Genomic DNA, 21,126 nt, shown 5'->3' on the forward strand with positions numbered 1-21,126 from the left:
TTAAAGAAAGCGCTTAATCGAAAAAGGCGAGCAATCGAGCGGTGTCGGTTGCCCGTGGATCATGTTATTGACGATATCTGCGGTAATTGCCGCTTGTGTTAGCCCTAAATGTTGATGCCCAAAGGCAAATACATACGGACCTTTTTGGTCTATGACCGGTAAGGAGTCTGAGATAGTGGGACGGAAACCCATCCACTCACTGGTATTTTGGCTATCTAATGGTGTTTTCAGCATTGGATTCGCCAGCGGTAAAAAGTGGCGGGCACGTTGCATATTGGGTGGACGCTTCAAACCTGCGTATTCAACAGTGCCTGCGAGGCGCAACCCACCGTTCATTGGCGTCATAATAAAACGGCGATCCATACTGGAAATCGGAATGGACAAACGCCCTTTTTCATTTGGTAACATCAAGTGGTAACCGCGCTCGGTTTCCAAAGGGACATTGATGCGACTCACCATTTTCACTAATGACTTTGAAAATGCGCCCCCAGCAATCACGACTTTATCCGCAATAAACGTCCCTTGAGGTGTCGTCACTCGTGCTTGATTTGCTGAGGAAGAATCAATGGCGGTCACTTCACATTCTGTCAGTACTTTCCCACCTAAATTCACAAAAGCCTGTGTTAAGCGTTCGTGCATTTGTGCGAGATCCACTACATGTCCAGTATCGGGATAGAACAATCCACCAATTTGGTTAGTCGCGAGTTCAGGTTGTTGTGTGAGCAATTGGGGTTGATCCAATAGCTGATTATGCACCCCCATATTGTTCAAATATTCCCCATGGCGACGCAGCTTTTCCAGAGTGGCATTTTTTTCTGCTACCAGCAATGAACCTTGAATTTTGACCAAATCCTCCAGCTGCCATTGCTTTGAAAATGCTTGCCAAGAGGGTAATGACGCAGCATTTAGCACAGAAAGTACACGGTGAATATGTTGAAATGGTTTATGGCGCATATTCCCTAACAATTTCAATAGCCAAGGTGCTAATGGTAGGATATAGCGCCAATCAATACGCAAAGCGCCTAAAGGATCAAGTAGCATACTGGGAATGGACTTTAACACTGACGGATCGGCAACAGGAAATACCTGCTCAGTTGCAATATGCCCCGCATTACCAAAAGAAGCACCTGAGCCAATTTGGTTTTTATCGAGCAATAAAACGTCCGTGCCGTGATGTTGTACGGATAACGCAATGCTGAGCCCAACAATGCCCCCACCGACTACAATGACGGAATATCTGTTATCCATCGTCGACCTCACTCCACCGTGATACCAAAACGGAATGGATCGTTTTCATCAATCAGTAAGGTATTTTCACCGCTGATGTAAGCATTACCACGAATCGTTGGAATGATGCCGTTAGCATCCGCAACTTGATAACTGGCTTGAAATTGGCTACCAATAACACTTGCCTGACGCCAAATTTTACCTTCCTCAAGCTTGTTGTCCGCAGCAAGGCACGCTAATTTCGCGCTGGTGCCCGTACCACATGGCGAGCGGTCATATGCCCCTCCGGGACATAACACAAAACTTTGACTATCTGCACCATCGCAATGTCCAAACAATTCAATATGGTCAATTTCTTGGTCATCTTTACCAAAAATGCCTTGATCAACGAGGGCTTGTTTGATTTTTAAACAGACCTCCGTCAGCGCCTTCGCATTCCCATACAAGATAGCAAGTGGTGAATTTTCGACGAGGAAAAACCAGTTCCCGCCCCATGCAATATCCCCAGTCACTAGCCCAACCTCAGGCACGTTAACTTGAACTGCTTTGCGATAGCGATATGCATAAACGTTTTGAATGCTCACGCTACCATCTTCATGTAATTTAGCGGTCACATCCCCCACTGGGGTTTCAATTAAATGCTCACCGTAACCAATGCGCCCTAAGTAATGTAATGATGCGACCAAACCGATGGTACCGTGACCACACATACCTAAGTAGCCTTCGTTATTAAAGAAAATCACGCCCGCCGCAGCTTTAGGGTTAACGGGTTTACACAGTAATGCACCAACTAGAATGTCATTACCTCGAGGTTCTAAAATGGTTGCGCATCGCCAATGGTCATATTCTGTGCGTAACGTTTGTAGGCGCGACGCCATGTCTGAATTCCCTAAATCAGGAAAACCATCAATCACTAAACGTGTGGGTTCCCCTGCGGTATGAGAGTCTATAACCTCAATTTTCTTATATTTACTCTGCATCAGTTCATCCTTATTAATATCATTTGTTAATAGAATGCTTGATTTATGTAAACAACTCTTGATATCTTTCGAATCAACCTATGCGTATTTCTGCACAATTTAAAAACATTTCAGATAACTATTAAAATTAGTTGAATGCATTGGAGCGCAATATGATTGATTTAAATAAACTGTTGTTGATTAGTCAGGAAAACATGCTTTTCCCCGTGGATAATATTAATAATTTGTTAAATCATCTTGGGTTGGTCATGCCTTTAATCAATACACTTCCTAATGTGACTTTCTTCGTTAAAGACCGTAATGCCAAATACTTGCTTGCCAATGACAACCTTGCTAAACGATGTAAAGTTGATCAGCGCAATGGCGTAATAGGAAAAACTGCAGAAGATATTTTTCACGCGGATTTGGGGCAGAGTTATAGCTCTCAAGATTATTTGGTGATGCAGAAAAAAATAAGTGTTATCAATAAATTGGAATTGCATCTCTATAAAGCGGGATTATTAGGCTGGTGTTTAACAACCAAGGTGCCGATTTTTGATACTAAAAATCAGGTTATCGGTGTTGCGGGAATTTCGGTGGATTTACAAGATGAAAAATCAGTCAGTACTAAATTAAATAATCAATTAGGTCGAGTTGAACAATATATTAGCCAGCATTTTGATACCGCAATTAAAATAACAACACTGGCTGAAATTTCAGGGTTGTCGTTATCTCAACTTAATCGTCAATTTAAAACAGTTTTTCATATTACACCTCAGCAATATATTCAGAAGAAGCGCCTTGAACATGCTATCGAATTATTAGAAGAAGACTATTCTATTACAGATATTTCAATTAAATGTGCTTATGCCGATCACAGTGCATTTTGTCGTAAGTTTAAAGAACTGACCAATATGACTCCCAGCCAATTTAAACGAATGCGTTCTAATATCGATAAAAAGACAGTGAATGAACAGGAGATTGCTTATTCCATCTAATCGTTGAACGATGTATGTCCCCCTCAATTCTGGGTCTTTACTCAGGCGAGCGAACTTTTTCCCTGACTTATCCTCTAATCATCAATGGTAAAATAGTTGCTGTCCTCATCGTGATAACGAGGAACTTAGGACAGCTCTTATTGTAGCTAAAACATATTGTAGCTAAAACATAATCGCGTATTGATATAGCACTAAACTGCCCCCTACTGCGGTATATTTTAAGGATGAGTGAATGACCATTTATGATCTGAAACCTAAATTTCAGAATCTGCTACGCCCCATTGTTCGTCAGCTATTTGATGCGGGGATCACGGCAAACCAAGTGACCCTTGCTGCATTAGGCTTGTCCATTATTGTAGGCTGTTTATTAGCGCTTTTTCCAACTCCCTACTTATTTATCGTGCTCCCATTCGTCTTATTTATCCGCATGGCTCTCAATGCCATTGATGGTATGCTTGCTCGCGAACACAACCAGAAAAGCCATCTCGGAGCAATGCTGAATGAACTGGGCGATGTCATTTCCGATGTCGCCTTGTACCTACCTTTCGTCCTCATTTTCCCGCAGGCTTTTTGGTGGATTTTGTTGAGCCTCTTTCTCTCTGTATTAACTGAATTTATCGGCGTCATCGCTCAAGCAATGGGCGCATCTCGCCGTTATGATGGCCCTGTCGGTAAAAGTGATCGTGCATTTGTCTTTGGTGCATTAGGATTATTTGTCTGTATTTTTCCACAACTGGTAGTTGCAAGCTGGATAAATATCCTTTTTGCCGTCCTCTCCCTGCTGTTGTTCTATACCTGCTATAACCGTATTCGCCGTGCACTGACTGAGTTAAGCGCAGTATCGGAAAATAATTAAGGAATGATAATGAACACACAAACAGACTATTCGACACAACGTCCTGTCGTCGAATCTCAATTCACCACCAGTGATCATACGAACTTGTTTTACCGTTATTGGCCTACTGAACACATCACCGATAAAGCCATTATTTTGTTTCACCGAGGTCATGAGCACTCTGGTCGTGTCTCTCATTTAGTGGATGAATTAAACCTTTCTGATTTTGCTATGTTCGCATGGGATGCTCGAGGACATGGCCGTAATGAAGGTCCGCGGGGCTATAGCCCATCACTGGGCACGTCCATTAGTGATGTTGATGAGTTTGTCCATTACGTATCCGAGCAATATCAAATCCCATTCGAAAATATTATTGTTATTGGTCAAAGTGTTGGCGCAGTATTAGTGTCTGCATGGGTACATGACTATGCCCCAAAAATTCGCGGAATGGTGCTTGCGTCTCCCGCATTTAAAGTTAAATTATATGTCCCATTTGCTCGCACCGGTTTGGGACTCATGCAAAAATTGCGTGGACTGTTCTACGTAAACTCTTATGTGAAAGCCAAGTTTTTAACCCATGATGAGCAGCGCATTCAATCATTTAACAATGACCCGCTGATCACTCGCCCTATTGCCGTCAATATTCTTCTGGAGCTCTATACCACGGCGGATCGTATCGTGGCAGATGCTGCGGCAATCACATTGCCAACCCAGTTATTTATTTCAGGTAGCGACCATGTGGTACACCATAAGCCACAACATCAATTTTATGAGCGATTAAATACGCCAATTAAAGAGAAGCATATTCTGTCAGGTTTTTATCACGACACATTAGGTGAAAAAGACCGACATATCCCTATCGAAAAAATTCGTCAGTTTATTGATAAATTATTCGCGCTTCCTTTGTATCAACATGATTACCAGTTTGAAGATACATGGAGCACCAGTGCGGATGCCTACCGTTCATTAAGCGTGCCATTACCTGAATATTGCCCAAAAAACATTGCCTATAAAATCATGAGCAAATCCATGAGTACTTTAGGTAAAGCCTCTGAAGGCGTCCGTATTGGTTACGATAAGGGCTTTGATTCTGGCTCAACACTTGATTATGTCTATCGCAATCAGGCACAGGGTTCTGGTCTATTTGGACGAATTATCGATAGGCAATACCTCAACAGTATTGGTTGGCAAGGGATCCGCCAGCGCAAAGTAAATATTGAAAATATTATTCGCCAAGCCATTCGAGAGCTATCCAATAGCGGAAAACCCGTCCGCATTATGGATATCGCCGCAGGTCAAGGGCGCTACATCTTCGATGCTATCAATGATTATGGGAAAGTGGATTCCGTTCTACTCCGTGACTATAGCCCAATTAACGTTGAACAAGGTCGCTTACACATCAAAGAACGTTACCTAGAAGATAAAATCCGTTTCGAAGAAGGTAATGCGTTCGATGCTGATGATCTTGCTGCTGTTTCTCCAGCGCCAACGTTAGGTATTGTCAGCGGTCTGTATGAGCTATTCCCAAGTAATGAACTGATCCGAGCCTCACTGGATGGGCTTTCTCGCGCCATTCCTTCCGGTGGCTTGCTTATCTATACCTGCCAACCATGGCATCCTCAGGTTGAAATGATCGCCCGAGTATTACCCAGTCACCAAGGTGGGAAAGCATGGGTCATGCGCTGCCGTAGCCAAGGCGAAATGGATGCCTTAGTCGAAGAGGCTGGGTTCGAAAAAATCACTCAATCTATCGATAACTGGGGTATTTTTAGCGTGTCCCTTGCTCGACGCCGTTAATTATTTTTCTCTTTAATTTACAGGTTATTGGTATCATCACCAGTAACCTGTATTTTTATTTATCTCATACCGATACGGCTGAAAAACAGCCAGTCAACGGTGATATGGGCACGATTCATCTAGAACAAAGCAATGAATAAATTAAGATAGGAACCCATTATATGACCCTCAACACCCAAGATACGCGCACGGCATCACGACGCCAAATTTGGATTTATGGGCTATTTTGGTTGCTCTTCTTAGCACCCTTTTTCTTTTTAACGTACGGGCAAGTCAACAACTATACCGCTACATTACCCAATGTACCCTCTTATGTTTATAGCTGGGAAAAACAGATCCCTTTTTTACCTTGGACAATTATTCCCTATTGGAGCATCGACCTATTTTACGGGATTTCACTGTTCATCTGTACCTCTCGCCGTGAGCAGTGCATCCATGGCTTACGCTTAATCGCAGCATCACTTATTGCCTGTGTTGGCTTTTTACTCTTCCCACTTAAATTTAGTTTTCCTCGCCCTGATACCCATGGCGCATTTGGCTGGATGTTCGACAGCTTAGAGCTGTTTGATTTACCGTACAACCAAGCCCCTTCATTACATATTATTTTACTGTGGTTACTGTGGTTGCGTTTCCGCTCCCATACACCAACTCAATGGCGCTGGCTGTTGCATAGCGTGTCAATTCTGATTCTTATTTCTGTCCTCACGACATGGCAACATCATTTTATTGATGTGATCACTGGGTTCGCAGTTGGTGTCATCATCAGCTATTTGTTACCTATTACTACTCGTTGGCAATGGCATTACACAGGAAGTCCTCGAAGCCTAAAAATTGCTAAAAACTATGGATTAAGTACAGTGCTGTGCTTCGCCCTCGCCTTTTTATTACAAGGCGCTCTGTGGTGGTTTTTATGGCCTGCACTCGCCTTAGCTTTTGTCACATTAGGCTATTTAGGGGCTGGAGCTTCTGTATTCCAGAAAACAGCTGAAGGTCACGTTTCTCCATCCGCTATATTAGTATTACTCCCTTATCGCCTTATTGCTTGGGGTACTTATCATTACTATGCTAAGCGCTGCCAGCAACCCAGTATCGTGAATGAAAAAATTGTTTTGGGAGGACGCCCGTTATATCCATTGCAAACGCAAGCCGTTCTCGATATGACTTGCGAGTGGTCTCGCAATATTTACAGCTATGGGAAAAATTATTGTAGCCAGCCACAAATTGATTTGTTACCTCTAAGCCCAGAGGATATTGAAAAAGCCATTAGAACCATGGACAAACTCGCACAAAGTGGAACTGTCTATGTTCACTGCAAATTGGGTTATTCTCGAAGTGCAACGGTTGTTGTGGCATGGTTAGTACACCAAAATATGGCAAAAAACATTGAAGATGCAATCGCGCAGGTTGAACGCGTTCGTCCTCAGGTCATTTTAAATTCCGCGACCATTGAACAATTACATCACTGGTATCAGCAATTTCATGTACAAAGAGAAAACCAATGAGTTCATTACTGGATAAAGACCGTGGAGATGTCATTGTCGTGCTCACGGGGAGTTGGCGCTATTTGGCGATAGTTGCCATCCTAGCATTGCTGGGGCAATTCGCATTGTTGTTCCATGGTTCGATATCACACTTGAGTCTAGCTGTGGGGGTCATGCTATTTTTTGCTAGCCAGTATTTTATTTTCCGCTTATGCCTTGATCATCATTTCTTTATCCTGATTTATCGCCAAGGAGATACACAAGCCTTCGATGATGCACTTGGGCATCTATTCCCTCAATCATCAGCGGGTCGCAGTATGGAAAGTCGATGGGCAGGTACGTGCAAATTATTTCAGCGTGCCAGTTATGCCGTTACGCTATTATGGGGATGGTTATTATTTTCGCTTATTTTTTAGTTTATTTTGGGTCATATTTAAATCAGAGGTAAATTGACTATTAATTAATTATTATCTTTTTTAACTCACTGTTTAAAATAGAAAATCGATAGTTAATAATTATTTTAAATACGTTTAATGATATTTAACGTAGAAAATAACGATTTTTTACTTTTGATACTGAAAGCGTTATGATAATTGTAGTTTCATTGATAAATAACACATTTTTTTGATTCAGTTAGGCGTATCCTCATCTCTTCATTTCGTTTATTTTTCACCCTGTTATTTTGGTAGGGTTTTAATGAGTACAAAAAATATTAATAGATTGCGCCCTTTTAGCGCATTAATAGACTCCTGTTGGAAAGAGAAATATACCGCAGCGCGTTTCATGAAGGACTTAATTGCGGGTATTACCGTTGGGATTATTGCAATTCCATTGGCGATGGCGCTCGCAATAGCCAGTGGCGTTCCCCCGCAATATGGACTTTACACCGCTGCAATTGCTGGGATTGTAATTGCCATTTCTGGTGGTTCCCGTTATAGCGTATCCGGTCCTACCGCGGCGTTTGTGGTGATCTTATACCCAGTATCTCAGCAATATGGGCTCAGTGGCTTATTAGTCGCAACATTAATGTCAGGCATTATCTTGCTGGCAATGGGTTTTGCTCGGTTTGGTAAGTTCATCGAATATATTCCCGTGTCCGTAACGCTGGGATTTACGTCTGGGATTGCTATTACGATTGCCACTATGCAAATCAAGGATTTCTTTGGTCTGCAAATGGAGCATGTTCCTGAAAACTATGTTGATAAGGTTATTGCTCTAAGCAAAGCTTTTCCAACCTTACAATATAGCGATACGTTGATTGGGCTTGCCACATTACTTGTCTTAATCTTCTGGCCTAAACTTAAGGTTCGTCTGCCTGGGCATCTACCCGCAATTATTGTTGGGACCTTAATTATGTGGATATTAACGCTGTTTGATATTCATGTGGAAACGATCGGTTCTAAATTTAGCTATTTGCTTCCTGACGGCACAGAAGGAAGTGGTATTCCGCCAATTTTACCGCAATTTATATTGCCATGGGAGTTACCAGGCAGTGCCCCCATTAGCTGGGCGATGATCACAGCACTTATGCCTGCCGCACTATCGATGGCGGTGCTAGGTGCGATTGAGTCCCTACTGTGTGCCGTAGTGCTCGATAATATGACGGGGAAAAAGCACCACTCCAATAGTGAATTGATAGGTCAAGGGCTAGGAAATATTGCCGCCCCATTCTTTGGGGGGATCACGGCAACGGCTGCAATTGCTCGTTCTGCTGCAAACGTTCGAGCCGGTGCAACCTCTCCTATCTCAGCTATCATACACTCGATTTTAGTGCTACTGACACTGCTTATTTTAGCGCCTTTATTGTCGTATTTACCGCTTGCCGCCATGTCTTCACTGCTCTTGATCGTGGCTTGGAACATGAGTGCAGCGGGTAAAGTCTTTAGCTTGATCCGCCGCGCACCTAAAGATGACATTATTGTATTGCTGTTATGTATGTCTTTAACTGTTCTATTCGATATGGTGATCGCCATTACCGTCGGTATCGTTATTGCTTCGTTGCTGTTTATGCGACGTATTGCCAATATGACACGAGTCACACAGTTGCCGGAGACTCAAGAAGATAAGAGCGTGTTAGTTGTCCGAGTGAATGGTCCACTGTTCTTTGCTGCCGCAGAACGTATTTTTGATGAACTGCGAGTAAAAAGTCATGGCTATGAAATTATTGTTATGCAGTGGGATGCGGTACCTGTCTTTGATGCGGGTGGCTTAGAAGCCTTCCAGAAATTTATTGATATCGTACGTAAAGATACTCACATTATTGTGTGTGATATCCCATTCCAACCGCTGAAAACATTAGCTCGTGCGAATGTTCGTCCTATTGATGGCGCGCTCAGTTTCCAAAACTCACTGGATAGTGCTTTAGACGAAGTTCAGCACATTCAAGAGGCTAAAAGGTCCCTTACGTCTTAAAAAGGCGAAGACTTAAATTATAACTGAAGCTAACAATAAAAATGCCGCACTTGCTAAACAAGCGCGGCATTTTCTATTCATTCTATACCTAAAACTAGTAGCAATACATTTCGTTATTCTCTTTTTTACCTAGCTCACATGCCATTGCGCGGAGTTTCGTGGCTTTTTGCTCGTCATCTCTGACAGTACCATTGTTGCCATCATTAAATTGAAATGATGCCATTCCTTCAGCAAAACCTGAGAAAGTTAACGCATCCGCTTTTGCAAACCACTCTAACGCCTTTTTTTCATTCTGTGGTACGCCATGACCATCATAATAAATGATGCCTAACCATAATGGCGCGTTGAAGTAATCTTTGTCATTTAACGCACTGACTTCCTCAAGTAGTGCAATGGCGCGCGGATAATCAACAGCGCCAGACTCCGGCGTAATTAAAGCTTCAGCTAAACTAATTTTTCCTCGAATACTTCCACCATCAACGGCTTTACTTGCATATTCGCGGGCTTTGACAAATTCTTCAGTGAACGTTCTATCACCACTCATTAACGTAATATCCGCCAATAATGAATATGCATCCGCATTACCTGATTGTGCTGATTTTTCTGCCCATAACTTAGCGTTATTTTGGTTTTGTAATACACCAACCCCCGATAAATACATGCCTGCTAATTCATACTGCGCTTTAGCATCATTATTTTGAGCCGCAATTTTAGTGTGTTCGAATACTTTCTTATTTTCAGGTGTAATATCGTATTGCGCTGAAACTTGTAGAGAAAATACCAAGCCTACCGCCCCTAAACAAAGTTGACGACTAACGTGTTTAACACTTGAGATTATCGGATACATAGGCACCTTTTTATTTTTTTAAATTTATTATGAATCAGTATTTCAAAAAATTCAGTTAAAAATCTCTGCATTACAGTGCTGACCCTTGTCCCCCATTTACGAGCAAATATTGGTATAAACTGTTCATACCTACCCAACGGTTTTCACACCATTGCGGTGCTAACAATGTTGGCTTTCTCGCACTAGCACTGATGCGATGATATAAAATATCGGTCGGAGTATGGCGGATCATCTCACCGGCAGTGGCTGTATATTCTTCTAAAGATAGCGTTTCTAAGCGTCCTGCACGCCAACTTTTTGCCATAATGCTGCCCTCAACAATGTGCAATGGATGCAGCTTTATACCATCCGTGCCACATACCAAAACCGCATCTAATGTCTGCATATTCATGGTTGCATTTTCGCTTGGCAGACCGCAAATCAAGTGCGTACATACCTTGAGTCCAAGTGCGCGAGCTTTTTGCGCTGTTGCTTGATAAGCCGCAAAGTCATGCCCACGATTTATGCGGTGTAACGTCTTATCATGAGCAGTTTGTAACCCAAGCTCTAACCAAATTTCATAACCTTGTTGACGGTACCCAGCCAGTAAAGAGAGCACAGCATCAGGTACGCAATCAGGGCGAGTACCTACACATAACCCAACCATATCAGCTTGTTGTAGCGCTTCTTCATACAATAGTTTTAATCTATGCACTTCGTCATAGGTGCTGGTATAAGCTTGGAAATACGCTAAATAGCGATTTGCGCGGGATATTCGAGAAATTTGCTGTTGAATTTGCAAACTGATGGATTGCTCAGATTGGTTTTCATCACTGAAGGATGACACATTACAAAATGTACAGCCACCCCGCCCCAACGTGCCATCACGGTTTGGGCAGCTAAAGCCACCGTGCAAGGTGACTTTGTGAATTTTTTCACCATATCGGCGCTGAAGATCAGCGCCGAACATGGAAACAACATCGTTTAATTGCATTTGGAACCGAGATTAACTGTTAGTATCCAGTGCAGGGAAGCTTTTTACCACTTCGTCGATCGCTTTAACTTGTTGCAAGAATGGCTCTAATTTATGCAATGGTAGTGCAGAAGGACCGTCGCAACGTGCATTTTCTGGATCTGGATGCGCTTCGAGGAATAGACCAGCTAAACCTACTGCCATGCCAGCTCTTGCCAATTCCGCCACTTGACCACGACGACCACCAGAAGCCGCACCAAATGGGTCTCGACATTGCAGTGAATGTGTCACGTCAAAGATGACTGGGCACCCTTTAGACGCTTGCATCATGACATTAAAGCCAAGCATATCAACCACGAGATTGTCATAACCAAAGTTTGCACCGCGGTCACACAGAATAATTTTATCGTTGCCACCTTCAATGAATTTCTCAACGATGTTACCGATTTGTCCTGGGCTGATGAACTGCGGTTTTTTGATGTTAATCACTGCATCCGTTTTTGCCATCGCAGCGACTAAATCCGTTTGGCGAGCAAGGAAAGCGGGTAATTGGATAACATCAACCACTTCAGAAACAGGTTGTGCTTGATCAGGCTCATGCACATCTGTAATGATTTTTACACCGAAAGTCTGTTTGATTTCTTGGAAGATTTTCATCCCTTCTTCCAGACCCGGACCACGATAAGAGTGAATAGATGATCGGTTAGCTTTATCAAAAGAGGCTTTAAACACATACGGAATGCCTAATTTTTGTGTCACAGTGACATAATGCTCACACACTTTCATCGCCATATCGCGAGATTCAAGTACGTTCATGCCACCAAACAGAACAAATGGCAGATCGTTTGCGACCTTAATATCACCGATACTGACTACTTTCTGTTGCATACTCTTACCCTTCATAGGAAGACAGTAAACTGTCTATACGTTAATCAATGCAGTACGACTGGAAGATTATCCAGCGAATAAATTTGGATCTTAATCATTTCGGACACTGGGTCTTCTGGGCAATGCTCAACAAAATAGTTAAGGTCGCTCAGTGCCACATGATTACAGTCTAAATGCGCGAGGATAAGTCCTCGGTCACGAATTTCATAGGGATCTTCAGGATCTAGGATTAGCAACGTCTCACAGACTTTTAATGCCATCTCCATTTTCTTCTCTTCCATCAGCGCCGCTTTCAATGTATCAAAAGTTTTGCGTACGATGACACTATGTTCAGCGACATCTAGCTCATCAAAGATAAACTCAGAGTATGGATCGACCGTCCCTTTCAACCACATTGTTAATGTATGCTGAGATAGGGTTTCACCATTGACAGGGTTAATAAACCATTGAGAACCATCGCGCTTTGTCGAAACAAATAGCAACTGAGTCGGGAAAATCGCGGCGTCAACATCCAAGTCGAGTTGCTCAGCGATAAATAAAAAAATGGAACCAAGAGAGACAGGCGTACCTTGTTTGGAGGATAAGACTTTATCCAGCCACAACATATCCGACAGGGCATAGATGCCTTCCGCAGCACCATATTTCCACTGAGAATAAAACAGAGTAATCAGCTGCTCTATTTTTGACTGATTATCCGCAGTCAAATCTATAGCATCTCGCGCTTTAGCGACAAGTTCATCTAATTGCGCTTGTACCTGCATAAAAGGAAAATTGGCACGAATGATTTGAGAAACCATCATAATGCCTTCGCTTAACGGTAACTGATTAAACTCAATATTTGCTATTGTTTTCATTACAATTCCACTACTATTGCCCACTTAACCATTCCATTGACCAAGAGAAACTCGCTCTTTACCACCATAATCGAGACAAGTCTCGACATTGGTGTACCCATTTTCATTAAATAGCTCTCGGACTGTTGAGCCTTGCTGCCAACCATGTTCAAGCAGCAGCCACCCTTGTTGTTTTAAGTATTGTTTTGATGTGGCAATAATGTGTTCTAGATCTGAAAAACCGTGGTTATCAGCAATCAACGCGGTTGATGGCTCAAAACGCACATCACCTTGGCTCAAGTGAATATCACCCTCATCAATATAAGGAGGATTACTCACAATCATATCAAATAGTTCATTTGGTAGTGAAGCAAACCAATCACTTTGCGAAAATTGAATGTTTGGAAGCGCTAAGCGTTGTTGATTTCGTTGTGCTAACGCCACAGCCTCAGGGTTAAAATCTACGCCGATAACACAACTATTCGGCAACTCTGATGCTAAAGCTAATCCAATCGCGCCAGTGCCAGTACCAAGATCCAAAATTCGGCACTCCGCGTTAGGTAATCGCACTAACGCTTGCTCAACAAGGCATTCGGTATCAGGGCGAGGGATCAGCGTCGCTGGCGACACATACAATGGTAAAGACCAAAACTCACGTTCGCCGACAATGTATGCTATTGGCTCCCCCTGTTCACGACGCATTAATAAAGCGTCAAGCTGGGTCTGTTCATCTGACGTGAGTTCCGTCTCATCAAAGGCTAGAATATAAGTACGGCTACGCCCCGTCGTGTATTGCAACAGGATCTGCGCATCACGTTTAGCGCTATCACTGGCAGACAGCCTTACGACTGCCTGCTGTAACCATTCGCTATAACGCATTAGTCCTGCTCAGATAATGCAGAAAGCTGATCAGCTTGGTATTCGTTGATGATAGGCTGGATTAATGTATCCAGTTTCCCTTCCATCACTTCATCCAAACGGTACAGTGTCAGGTTGATACGGTGATCTGTCACACGACCTTGTGGGAAATTGTATGTCCGGATACGGTCAGAACGGTCACCAGAACCTAACAAGTTACGGCGCTCAGATGCTTCCGCAGCATGACGTTTATCCATTTCTGCTTGGCGTATACGTGCACCTAACACCGACATCGCTTTCGCTTTGTTCTTGTGTTGTGAGCGCTCATCCTGACACTCAACCACAATACCCGTTGGTAAGTGGGTAATACGAATTGCTGAGTCAGTGGTGTTAACGTGCTGACCACCCGCCCCAGAAGAACGGAAAGTATCAATACGCAGATCCGCTGGGCTGATTTCTGGCAATTCAGCTTCTGGCAACTCAGGCAGAATAGCAATAGTACATGCGGACGTATGAATACGACCTTGCGACTCAGTCTCAGGAACACGTTGTACTCGGTGACCACCTGATTCAAATTTCAGACGACCATAAACACTGTCACCCGAGATTTTCGCGATCACCTCTTTATACCCACCGTGCTCACCATCGCTGGTGCTCATCAGCTCAACACGCCAGCGATTACTTTCTGCATAGCGGCTGTACATACGGAATAGATCACCCGCAAAAATCGCTGCTTCATCGCCACCCGCACCAGCGCGGATTTCCACAAAACAGTTATATTCATCATCAGGATCTTTTGGAAGTAACAGCAATTGTAATTGCTGTTCCAGCTCTTCATTGCGCTCTTTTGCTTCTTTAAGCTCTTCTTGAGCCATCTCTTTCATTTCAGGATCGTCTAACAGCATTTGGGCTGTTTCGATATCATCCTGAACGGTGCGCCACGCAGTAAAACACTTCGCGACATCCGTTAACTGAGCATATTCTTTTGATAAAGCACGAAAACGGTCTTGATCAGCAATCACACCCGCATCAGCAAGGTGCGCTTCAATTTCTTCGTAGCGTTCTTGTAATGCTTCTAGTTTTGCGACAATAGAAGGCTTCATTCGTTATATCAGACCTATGATTAAAAAGTGGTTATTGATGGTCCAGCCCTAAGCTGTCCCTAAGTAGATTTAGACGCTCAACATCCCCATTTCCCGCAGCTTGCTGCAAAGATTTAGTCGGAGCGTGGATCAGGCGGTTGGTTAACTGTTGTGATAATTGCATAATTACTTGCTCAGGGTTGGCACCTTGGGCAATGGCTGCAAGTGCTTTCTCGGTCATGCTTGCCCGAATTGCTTCCGCCTGTTCTCTATATTCGCGAATTGTAGAGACTCCGGCTTGTGAGCGCAACCAATCCATAAAATGACCGCTTTCTTGTTCAACGATAAATTCCGCTTCAACCGCCGCGGCCTTACGCTGAGCCAAATTTTGGGCAATGATGGATTCAAGATCATCAACAGTATAGAGATAAACATCTCTGAGTTTTTCTACATCCTGTTCGATATCACGAGGTACAGCGATATCAATCAATAACATAGGTTTACTGCGACGTGCTTTCATCGCACGTTCGACCATTCCTTTACCAATAATTGGCAATGGGCTGGCTGTCGAGCTGATCACGATATCTGCTTCAGCTAAACGGTTATCGATGTCCGCTAATGAAATAACTTGTGCGTTAACTTCCTTGGCGAGCAGTTGTGCACGTTCAAGGGTTCGGTTAGCTATCATCATTTTCTGCACGCCATGCTCACGTAAATGACGCGCGACTAATTCAATAGTTTCACCTGCACCGACTAACAAAATATTCAAATGTTTGAGTGATTCAAAAATCTGTCTCGCGAGTGTACAAGCAGCAAATGCGACAGAAACGGCATTCGCACCAATATCGGTTTCTGTTCGTACACGTTTTGCCACGGAAAAAGATTTTTGGAATAAGCGCTCTAATTCGCTAGACAGTGAATGGTTATCTTGCGAAAGCGCAAAGGCCTTTTTCACTTGACCGAGAATTTGAGGCTCACCGAGAACCAGTGAATCTAACCCACTCGCCACGCGCATAAGGTGACTTACTGCGCGTGCATCTTGATGCCAGTAGAGACTGGGTTGTAGGTCTTTAGCGGTGATCCCATGAAAATCACATAACCATTTTGTTAACTGTTCTTGCGCTTTTTCTTGAGATTCAAGGCTTAGATACAGTTCAGTTCGGTTACAGGTAGACAGCACAACACCGCCACGCACTTGAGGCTGTTTTAAAAGTTCCTCAAGTGCGTGGTCGATTTTTTCAGGACCAAAAGCGACTTGCTCACGCAAAGCTACCGGCGCTGTTTTATGATTAATGCCTAAGGCTAATAAGGTCATTGTGCTTACGACTTACTCACATTGCTCACATTGCTAATTTATTTATCAGCCTGATACTAGTAACCTAGCTCATTGCTGAGATTTATATGCGTATATTGTAGATGATTAACGCTTCTGTTTCTACGGGTACTCAATGGCTAACAGCCAGAAAGATGATTAACCCCAAAATATGAAGTAATTATCTGACTAGCTGCCTTAAATATCAATAAGATGCTTTAAGAATGCATTTATTACGCACAGAAAGCAAATCCATACTTTTCATCATATTATCATTGATAAGCCAATAAGATTGGCGCAATATCCCTGAAAAATATCTCATTTTAACGTTAGCATCCCATTAAAGCACTCTGGTGTTTTCGATAGCTTTAATAGGCAATGATGTCTAAAATAAATTTAATTCTCTATTGAGAAAACCAGAAAATGGTTAAAATAACGACCCTGTTTGTGGTTTCATCTGCAATGTCATTACTATTCACTCTATGTTGAGAATCGATATGCAATTTTTTTCTGCTCTGTCGTTTATTCGCCCAGCCAAAGGCTTTTTGCGATTAATTCCCCTCTCAGCCTTATTTCTTACCGCCTGCGTGACAACGTCACAAAACACCACAAAAGAAACCTCTTCATCTTCTGATGAACAGTGGCAAAAACATCAGGCTCAAGTTTCGGAATTGCGAGATTACCAAACTCGAGGCTCCTTTGTGTATATCGGCGGACAAGGAACTGGCACGGAAACCAAAACCTACGCGAAATTTTTCTGGCAACAATACACGCCTGAAAAATACCGTTTGTTGCTCACCAATCCATTAGGAACTCGCGAACTGGAACTCAGCGTTGAGCCCGATTTAACCAAGTTAATCACCAAAGACGGTCAAACGCATATGAGCGATGTACCCAGTGAGCTAATTTATCAACTAACGGGTATGGATATCCCAATTGATGAACTCACCGCGTGGTTAGTCGGCTCACCCGGTCGAGCGTCAGAATACACCCTTGATAGTAACCACCTGTTGAAATCAGTCACTTTTAAAGTCAATGGTGAAACATGGAATTTGGATTATCTCTCTTACGATACCAAAACCACACCAATGTTACCGAATCAGATGGAATTGCATCAAAAAGATAAAATCATCAAGTTAAAAATGGATAGTTGGACACTGAAAAAATGACATTAACGTGGCCATCACCGGCAAAATTGAATCTATTCTTATACATTACCGGGCAGCGTGCTAATGGCTACCATGAGCTACAAACCTTGTTTCAGTTTTTAGATTATGGTGATGAAATTACCTTCACTGCACGTTCTGATGATCACCTTAATTTACTCACTCCAATGGTGGGCGTGGATGTCGAAAAAAACTTAATTATTCGCGCTGCCAAAAGTTTACAGACCTATTGTCGTGAGTCACTAAACCATCAGGGTCCTTTGGGTGCCGATATTTGTATTAACAAAGTGTTGCCTATGGGTGGCGGTATTGGTGGTGGTTCATCCAACGCGGCCACTACGCTTATTGCATTAAATGAACACTGGCAAACCCACGTTTCTGATGATGTTTTAGCAGAATTAGGTCAACATCTGGGTGCAGATGTACCTGTTTTTGTTCGTGGTCATGCTGCCTTTGCAGAAGGGATTGGCGAAATTTTAACACCGGCAGAACCAAAAGAGCGTTGGTATTTAGTCGCTCACCCCGGAATTGAAATCTCAACCCCGATGATCTTCACAGATCCAGAATTAAATCGAAATTCTCCAAAACGCGCTTTAGCCGCATTATTACTGGCTCCGTATGCAAATGACTGCGAACCAATTGCAAGAAAACGTTTTCGTGAGGTTGAACAGCTCGTTTCTTGGCTGTTACAATATGCTCCGTCTCGCCTAACAGGAACAGGCGCTTGTGTCTTTTCTGAGTTCGAAACACAAGCGGATGCCCTGAAGGTGTTAAATAAAGCCCCATCGTGGGTGCACGGATTCGTCGCTCAAGGAGCGAATGTTTCTCCTGTGCACAAATTCCGCGCTGGGATAACCCGTGTATTGCACCAATAAGTAATGACCCATCCATCATTGCTGTTGGTCAACAATATCTCTCTGGACGCAAGCCTGAGGTTTTTCTCGTGCCCGATATGAAGCTTTTTGCTGGTAACGCTACACCGGAACTAGCACAACGTGTTGCTAACCGCCTTTACACTAATCTTGGAGACGCGGCTGTTGGTCGTTTTAGCGACGGCGAAGTCAGTGTTCAAATTAATGAAAATGTTCGCGGTGGTGATATTTTTATCATCCAGTCAACTTGTGCACCAACTAATGACAACCTGATGGAACTGGTTGTGATGGTTGATGCCCTGCGCCGTGCATCTGCTGGTCGTATTACCGCTGTTATTCCTTACTTCGGTTATGCAAGACAGGATCGTCGCGTACGTTCTGCCCGTGTACCAATCACCGCTAAAGTTGTTGCCGATTTTCTGTCTAGTGTAGGTGTTGACCGTGTTCTTACCGTTGACTTACACGCAGAGCAGATCCAGGGCTTCTTTGATGTTCCTGTAGATAACGTATTTGGTAGCCCAATCCTTCTGGAAGACATGTTGCAGAAAGACTTAGAAAACCCAATCGTTGTTTCTCCAGACATCGGCGGCGTCGTTCGCGCTAGAGCAATCGCGAAATTACTGAACGATACCGATATGGCTATCATTGATAAACGTCGCCCACGCGCAAACGTTTCTCAAGTCATGCATATCATTGGTGACGTTTCAGGTCGTGACTGTATTTTAGTTGACGATATGATTGATACTGGTGGCACACTGTGTAAAGCAGCTGAGGCGCTGAAAGAGCGTGGTGCTAAGCGTGTATTCGCTTATGCAACTCACCCAATCTTCTCCGGTAACGCTGTAGACAACATCAAAAACTCTGTGATTGATGAAGTCATTGTTTGTGACACAATTCCTCTTTCTCCTGAAATCAAGGCGCTGAACAAAGTTCGCACCCTGACCCTTTCAGGCATGCTGGCCGAAGCTATTCGCCGTATCAGCAATGAAGAGTCAATTTCTGCGATGTTCGAGCACTAATTCTAAAACGGGGTCTTAATGACCCCGTTTTAACATACTGGTTTCAGTCGTTTTTCATTAAATTATTGAGGCGAGAAATGTGCTTTATCGCACCACATTCATTGTGGTCACGATACAAAAATTTATAAGTAGCGCCCCTACTGTTGTCCATCAACCGTAGGGGCTTTATTTTTTGTATGTGATATTAAGATAATTTCTAAACAAAAAATAAGAGTGAAATTCTTAGTCAATAATTTCACTCTTATTTATATTCATCATGATATTCATCATGCTTCCGCTCACCGAGCGCATTATTTTCTGCAGTCAGCTCTCAACAGTTAATTTCACACTGTTGGGATTTGACGTTAACTTGTCATGGATAACGATGGTTATCATTACGGGAATGAAATTGGCGTTTTACTAAACAGTAACGATCTTCCACTTTTTCCCTACCACCCATTCTCGCACCCACTAACCAAACTAATGCACCAATAAAAATTCCAAACAACGAACCGTTAATGATGTCATCGGATAAGCCTAAGTCCACAATATGAGAAAACAGGTTTAAACCAATGCTCCCTCCCATGACGACCATGCCCAGTCCCATTAAACCATTTCCGATGAATGTAACCGTTTTCCGTTTCATATTTACCTCCAATATCAGTAAACTGATAAGCAAGCATTGAAGAAAAGTTCGATAAAACTTTATATTTATGTAAAGAGTATAGCTCTTTAAGTAAAATTATTTGCGATAAGCTTCACATGTATAGAAGAGTTTAAGGATATCTACTCAAAAAATGCTTTTTATCAAACTATAAACTTGCCTTATAGCTTTACCGAATAATTCAGAAGCTAATTATCACTACAAAAATCTTCTCTCTGACAATTTTGTACATCCACCCCGACACGAGGTAAACTAGTCACCAATTTCTATACATTGACAGTGAAAAAGTCCCCGTGAGTAAAATAAAATTAATTGTTGGATTAGCCAATCCGGGCGCTGAATATGCGCAAACCCGCCATAATGCTGGTGCGTGGTATGTTGATTTACTGGCACAACGCCATAACCAATCACTAAAAGAAGAGCCTAAGTTTTTTGGCTATACAGCGCGCATCAATATTGGCGGCAATGATATTCGTTTGCTAGTACCAACGACTTTTATGAATTTAAGTGGTAAATCCGTCGCCGCAGTGGCCAATTTCTATCGAATCAATCCTGATGAAATTTTAGTCGCTCATGATGAGCTCGACTTACCACCGGGCGTTGCAAAAATGAAACTGGGTGGTAGCAACGGCGGACATAACGGCTTAAAAGATATTCAAAGCAAATTTGCCAATAACCCGAACTTTTACCGCTTACGCATTGGTATTGGGCATCCAGGCGATAAAAACAAAGTTGTTGGTTTCGTGTTAGGCAAACCACCGCTGTCTGAACAGAAGCTTATTGATGATGCGATTGATGAATCTGTGCGCTGTACGGACATCCTGTTATCAGATGGAATGGATAAAGCTATCAATCGCTTACATGGTTTTAAAGCCACTGCCTAAGAGTTGATTTCATCAAACACAAGTTTTTGTGTATAATCAGCGCCAATTTTCTAAACATTAG

Annotated in this window: 20 protein-coding genes; 10 read left to right on the forward strand and 10 right to left on the reverse strand. The window is 42.9% G+C overall.

What is annotated here, in order from left to right; all coding sequences use genetic code 11:
• Together PR766_RS05825 and PR766_RS05830 are read right to left on the reverse strand one after the other, a co-directional pair.
• Nucleotides 1-1,248 carry an NAD(P)/FAD-dependent oxidoreductase gene (locus PR766_RS05825; RefSeq protein WP_154636635.1) on the reverse strand — a complete coding sequence of 416 codons (1,248 nt, stop codon included), beginning with the start codon at nucleotides 1,246-1,248 and terminating at the stop codon, nucleotides 1-3.
• Nucleotides 1,249-1,256: 8 nt separating this feature from the next.
• Entirely contained in the window at nucleotides 1,257-2,207 is a 951-nt protein-coding gene (locus PR766_RS05830; RefSeq protein ID WP_006661854.1) for a 4-hydroxyproline epimerase, read from the reverse strand.
• Between the two features lie 152 nt (nucleotides 2,208-2,359).
• Here PR766_RS05830 and PR766_RS05835 point away from each other — a divergent pair, with 152 nt between their 5' ends.
• The 6 genes from PR766_RS05835 to dauA all read left to right on the forward strand — a co-directional run bounded on the left by PR766_RS05835 (nucleotide 2,360) and on the right by dauA (nucleotide 9,709).
• Entirely contained in the window at nucleotides 2,360-3,184 is an 825-nt protein-coding gene (locus tag PR766_RS05835; RefSeq protein WP_154636636.1) for an AraC family transcriptional regulator, read from the forward strand.
• A gap of 232 nt (nucleotides 3,185-3,416) precedes the next feature.
• Complete coding sequence (locus PR766_RS05840) at nucleotides 3,417-4,040, forward strand: CDP-alcohol phosphatidyltransferase family protein (protein WP_154636637.1); 624 nt, start codon at nucleotides 3,417-3,419, stop codon at nucleotides 4,038-4,040.
• 9 nt (nucleotides 4,041-4,049) lie between these two features.
• Nucleotides 4,050-5,816 carry a bifunctional alpha/beta hydrolase/class I SAM-dependent methyltransferase gene (locus PR766_RS05845; protein WP_039862095.1) on the forward strand — a complete coding sequence of 589 codons (1,767 nt, stop codon included), beginning with the start codon at nucleotides 4,050-4,052 and terminating at the stop codon, nucleotides 5,814-5,816.
• Nucleotides 5,817-5,977: 161 nt separating this feature from the next.
• Entirely contained in the window at nucleotides 5,978-7,318 is a 1,341-nt protein-coding gene (locus PR766_RS05850; RefSeq protein ID WP_154636638.1) for a phosphatase PAP2/dual specificity phosphatase family protein, read from the forward strand.
• On the forward strand, nucleotides 7,315-7,713 hold the full coding sequence (locus tag PR766_RS05855) for a hypothetical protein (protein ID WP_154636639.1): 399 nt from the start codon (nucleotides 7,315-7,317) through the stop codon (nucleotides 7,711-7,713). Before PR766_RS05850 ends, PR766_RS05855 begins: the two co-directional genes overlap by 4 nt.
• A 280-nt stretch (nucleotides 7,714-7,993) precedes the next feature.
• Entirely contained in the window at nucleotides 7,994-9,709 is a 1,716-nt protein-coding gene (dauA, locus tag PR766_RS05860) for a C4-dicarboxylic acid transporter DauA (protein ID WP_006659983.1), read from the forward strand.
• Nucleotides 9,710-9,803: 94 nt separating this feature from the next.
• On the opposite strand, the gene PR766_RS05865 is transcribed toward dauA, so the two are convergent.
• The 7 genes from PR766_RS05865 to hemA all read right to left on the reverse strand — a co-directional run bounded on the left by PR766_RS05865 (nucleotide 9,804) and on the right by hemA (nucleotide 16,484).
• A complete protein-coding gene (locus PR766_RS05865; protein ID WP_006659984.1) occupies nucleotides 9,804-10,556 on the reverse strand; it encodes a tetratricopeptide repeat protein in 753 nt (250 codons plus the stop codon).
• 70 nt (nucleotides 10,557-10,626) lie between these two features.
• Nucleotides 10,627-11,529, reverse strand: coding sequence for a TIGR01212 family radical SAM protein (locus PR766_RS05870; protein WP_154636640.1), 903 nt, complete (start codon nucleotides 11,527-11,529; stop codon nucleotides 10,627-10,629).
• A 12-nt stretch (nucleotides 11,530-11,541) separates the two neighbouring features.
• Nucleotides 11,542-12,396, reverse strand: coding sequence for a 3-deoxy-8-phosphooctulonate synthase (kdsA, locus tag PR766_RS05875; protein ID WP_006661861.1), 855 nt, complete (start codon nucleotides 12,394-12,396; stop codon nucleotides 11,542-11,544).
• 44 nt (nucleotides 12,397-12,440) lie between these two features.
• Complete coding sequence (locus tag PR766_RS05880; protein WP_006661862.1) at nucleotides 12,441-13,250, reverse strand: transglutaminase family protein; 810 nt, start codon at nucleotides 13,248-13,250, stop codon at nucleotides 12,441-12,443.
• Between the two features lie 24 nt (nucleotides 13,251-13,274).
• Entirely contained in the window at nucleotides 13,275-14,108 is an 834-nt protein-coding gene (prmC, locus tag PR766_RS05885) for a peptide chain release factor N(5)-glutamine methyltransferase (protein WP_006661863.1), read from the reverse strand.
• Nucleotides 14,108-15,190: a peptide chain release factor 1 gene (gene prfA, locus PR766_RS05890; RefSeq protein WP_006659989.1), complete on the reverse strand. Its 1,083-nt coding sequence runs from the start codon at nucleotides 15,188-15,190 to the stop codon at nucleotides 14,108-14,110. Before prfA ends, prmC begins: the two co-directional genes overlap by 1 nt.
• Before the next feature lie 31 nt (nucleotides 15,191-15,221).
• Nucleotides 15,222-16,484 carry a glutamyl-tRNA reductase gene (gene hemA / locus PR766_RS05895; RefSeq protein ID WP_006659990.1) on the reverse strand — a complete coding sequence of 421 codons (1,263 nt, stop codon included), beginning with the start codon at nucleotides 16,482-16,484 and terminating at the stop codon, nucleotides 15,222-15,224.
• Nucleotides 16,485-16,978: 494 nt separating this feature from the next.
• Here hemA and lolB point away from each other — a divergent pair, with 494 nt between their 5' ends.
• From lolB to prs, 3 genes are all read left to right on the forward strand, one after another.
• Nucleotides 16,979-17,650, forward strand: coding sequence for a lipoprotein insertase outer membrane protein LolB (gene lolB / locus PR766_RS05900; RefSeq protein ID WP_006661864.1), 672 nt, complete (start codon nucleotides 16,979-16,981; stop codon nucleotides 17,648-17,650).
• A complete protein-coding gene (gene ispE, locus PR766_RS05905; RefSeq protein ID WP_006661865.1) occupies nucleotides 17,647-18,522 on the forward strand; it encodes a 4-(cytidine 5'-diphospho)-2-C-methyl-D-erythritol kinase in 876 nt (291 codons plus the stop codon). Before lolB ends, ispE begins: the two co-directional genes overlap by 4 nt.
• A gap of 68 nt (nucleotides 18,523-18,590) precedes the next feature.
• The gene (gene prs / locus PR766_RS05910) at nucleotides 18,591-19,538 is read left to right on the forward strand and encodes a ribose-phosphate diphosphokinase (RefSeq protein WP_006661866.1); all 948 of its coding nucleotides are present in this window, start codon (nucleotides 18,591-18,593) and stop codon (nucleotides 19,536-19,538) included.
• Nucleotides 19,539-19,890: 352 nt separating this feature from the next.
• Here prs and PR766_RS05915 read toward each other — a convergent pair whose 3' ends face one another.
• Complete coding sequence (locus PR766_RS05915; RefSeq protein WP_006659994.1) at nucleotides 19,891-20,163, reverse strand: DUF2583 family protein; 273 nt, start codon at nucleotides 20,161-20,163, stop codon at nucleotides 19,891-19,893.
• A gap of 311 nt (nucleotides 20,164-20,474) precedes the next feature.
• On the opposite strand from PR766_RS05915, the gene pth reads away from it, so the two are divergent.
• Complete coding sequence (pth, locus tag PR766_RS05920; protein WP_006659995.1) at nucleotides 20,475-21,065, forward strand: aminoacyl-tRNA hydrolase; 591 nt, start codon at nucleotides 20,475-20,477, stop codon at nucleotides 21,063-21,065.
• Nucleotides 21,066-21,126: the final 61 nt, after the last annotated feature.

The sequence above is a fragment of the Providencia sp. PROV208 genome, from assembly GCF_028479465.1.
In the GTDB taxonomy this organism is placed as follows: Bacteria; Pseudomonadota; Gammaproteobacteria; order Enterobacterales; family Enterobacteriaceae; genus Providencia; species Providencia alcalifaciens.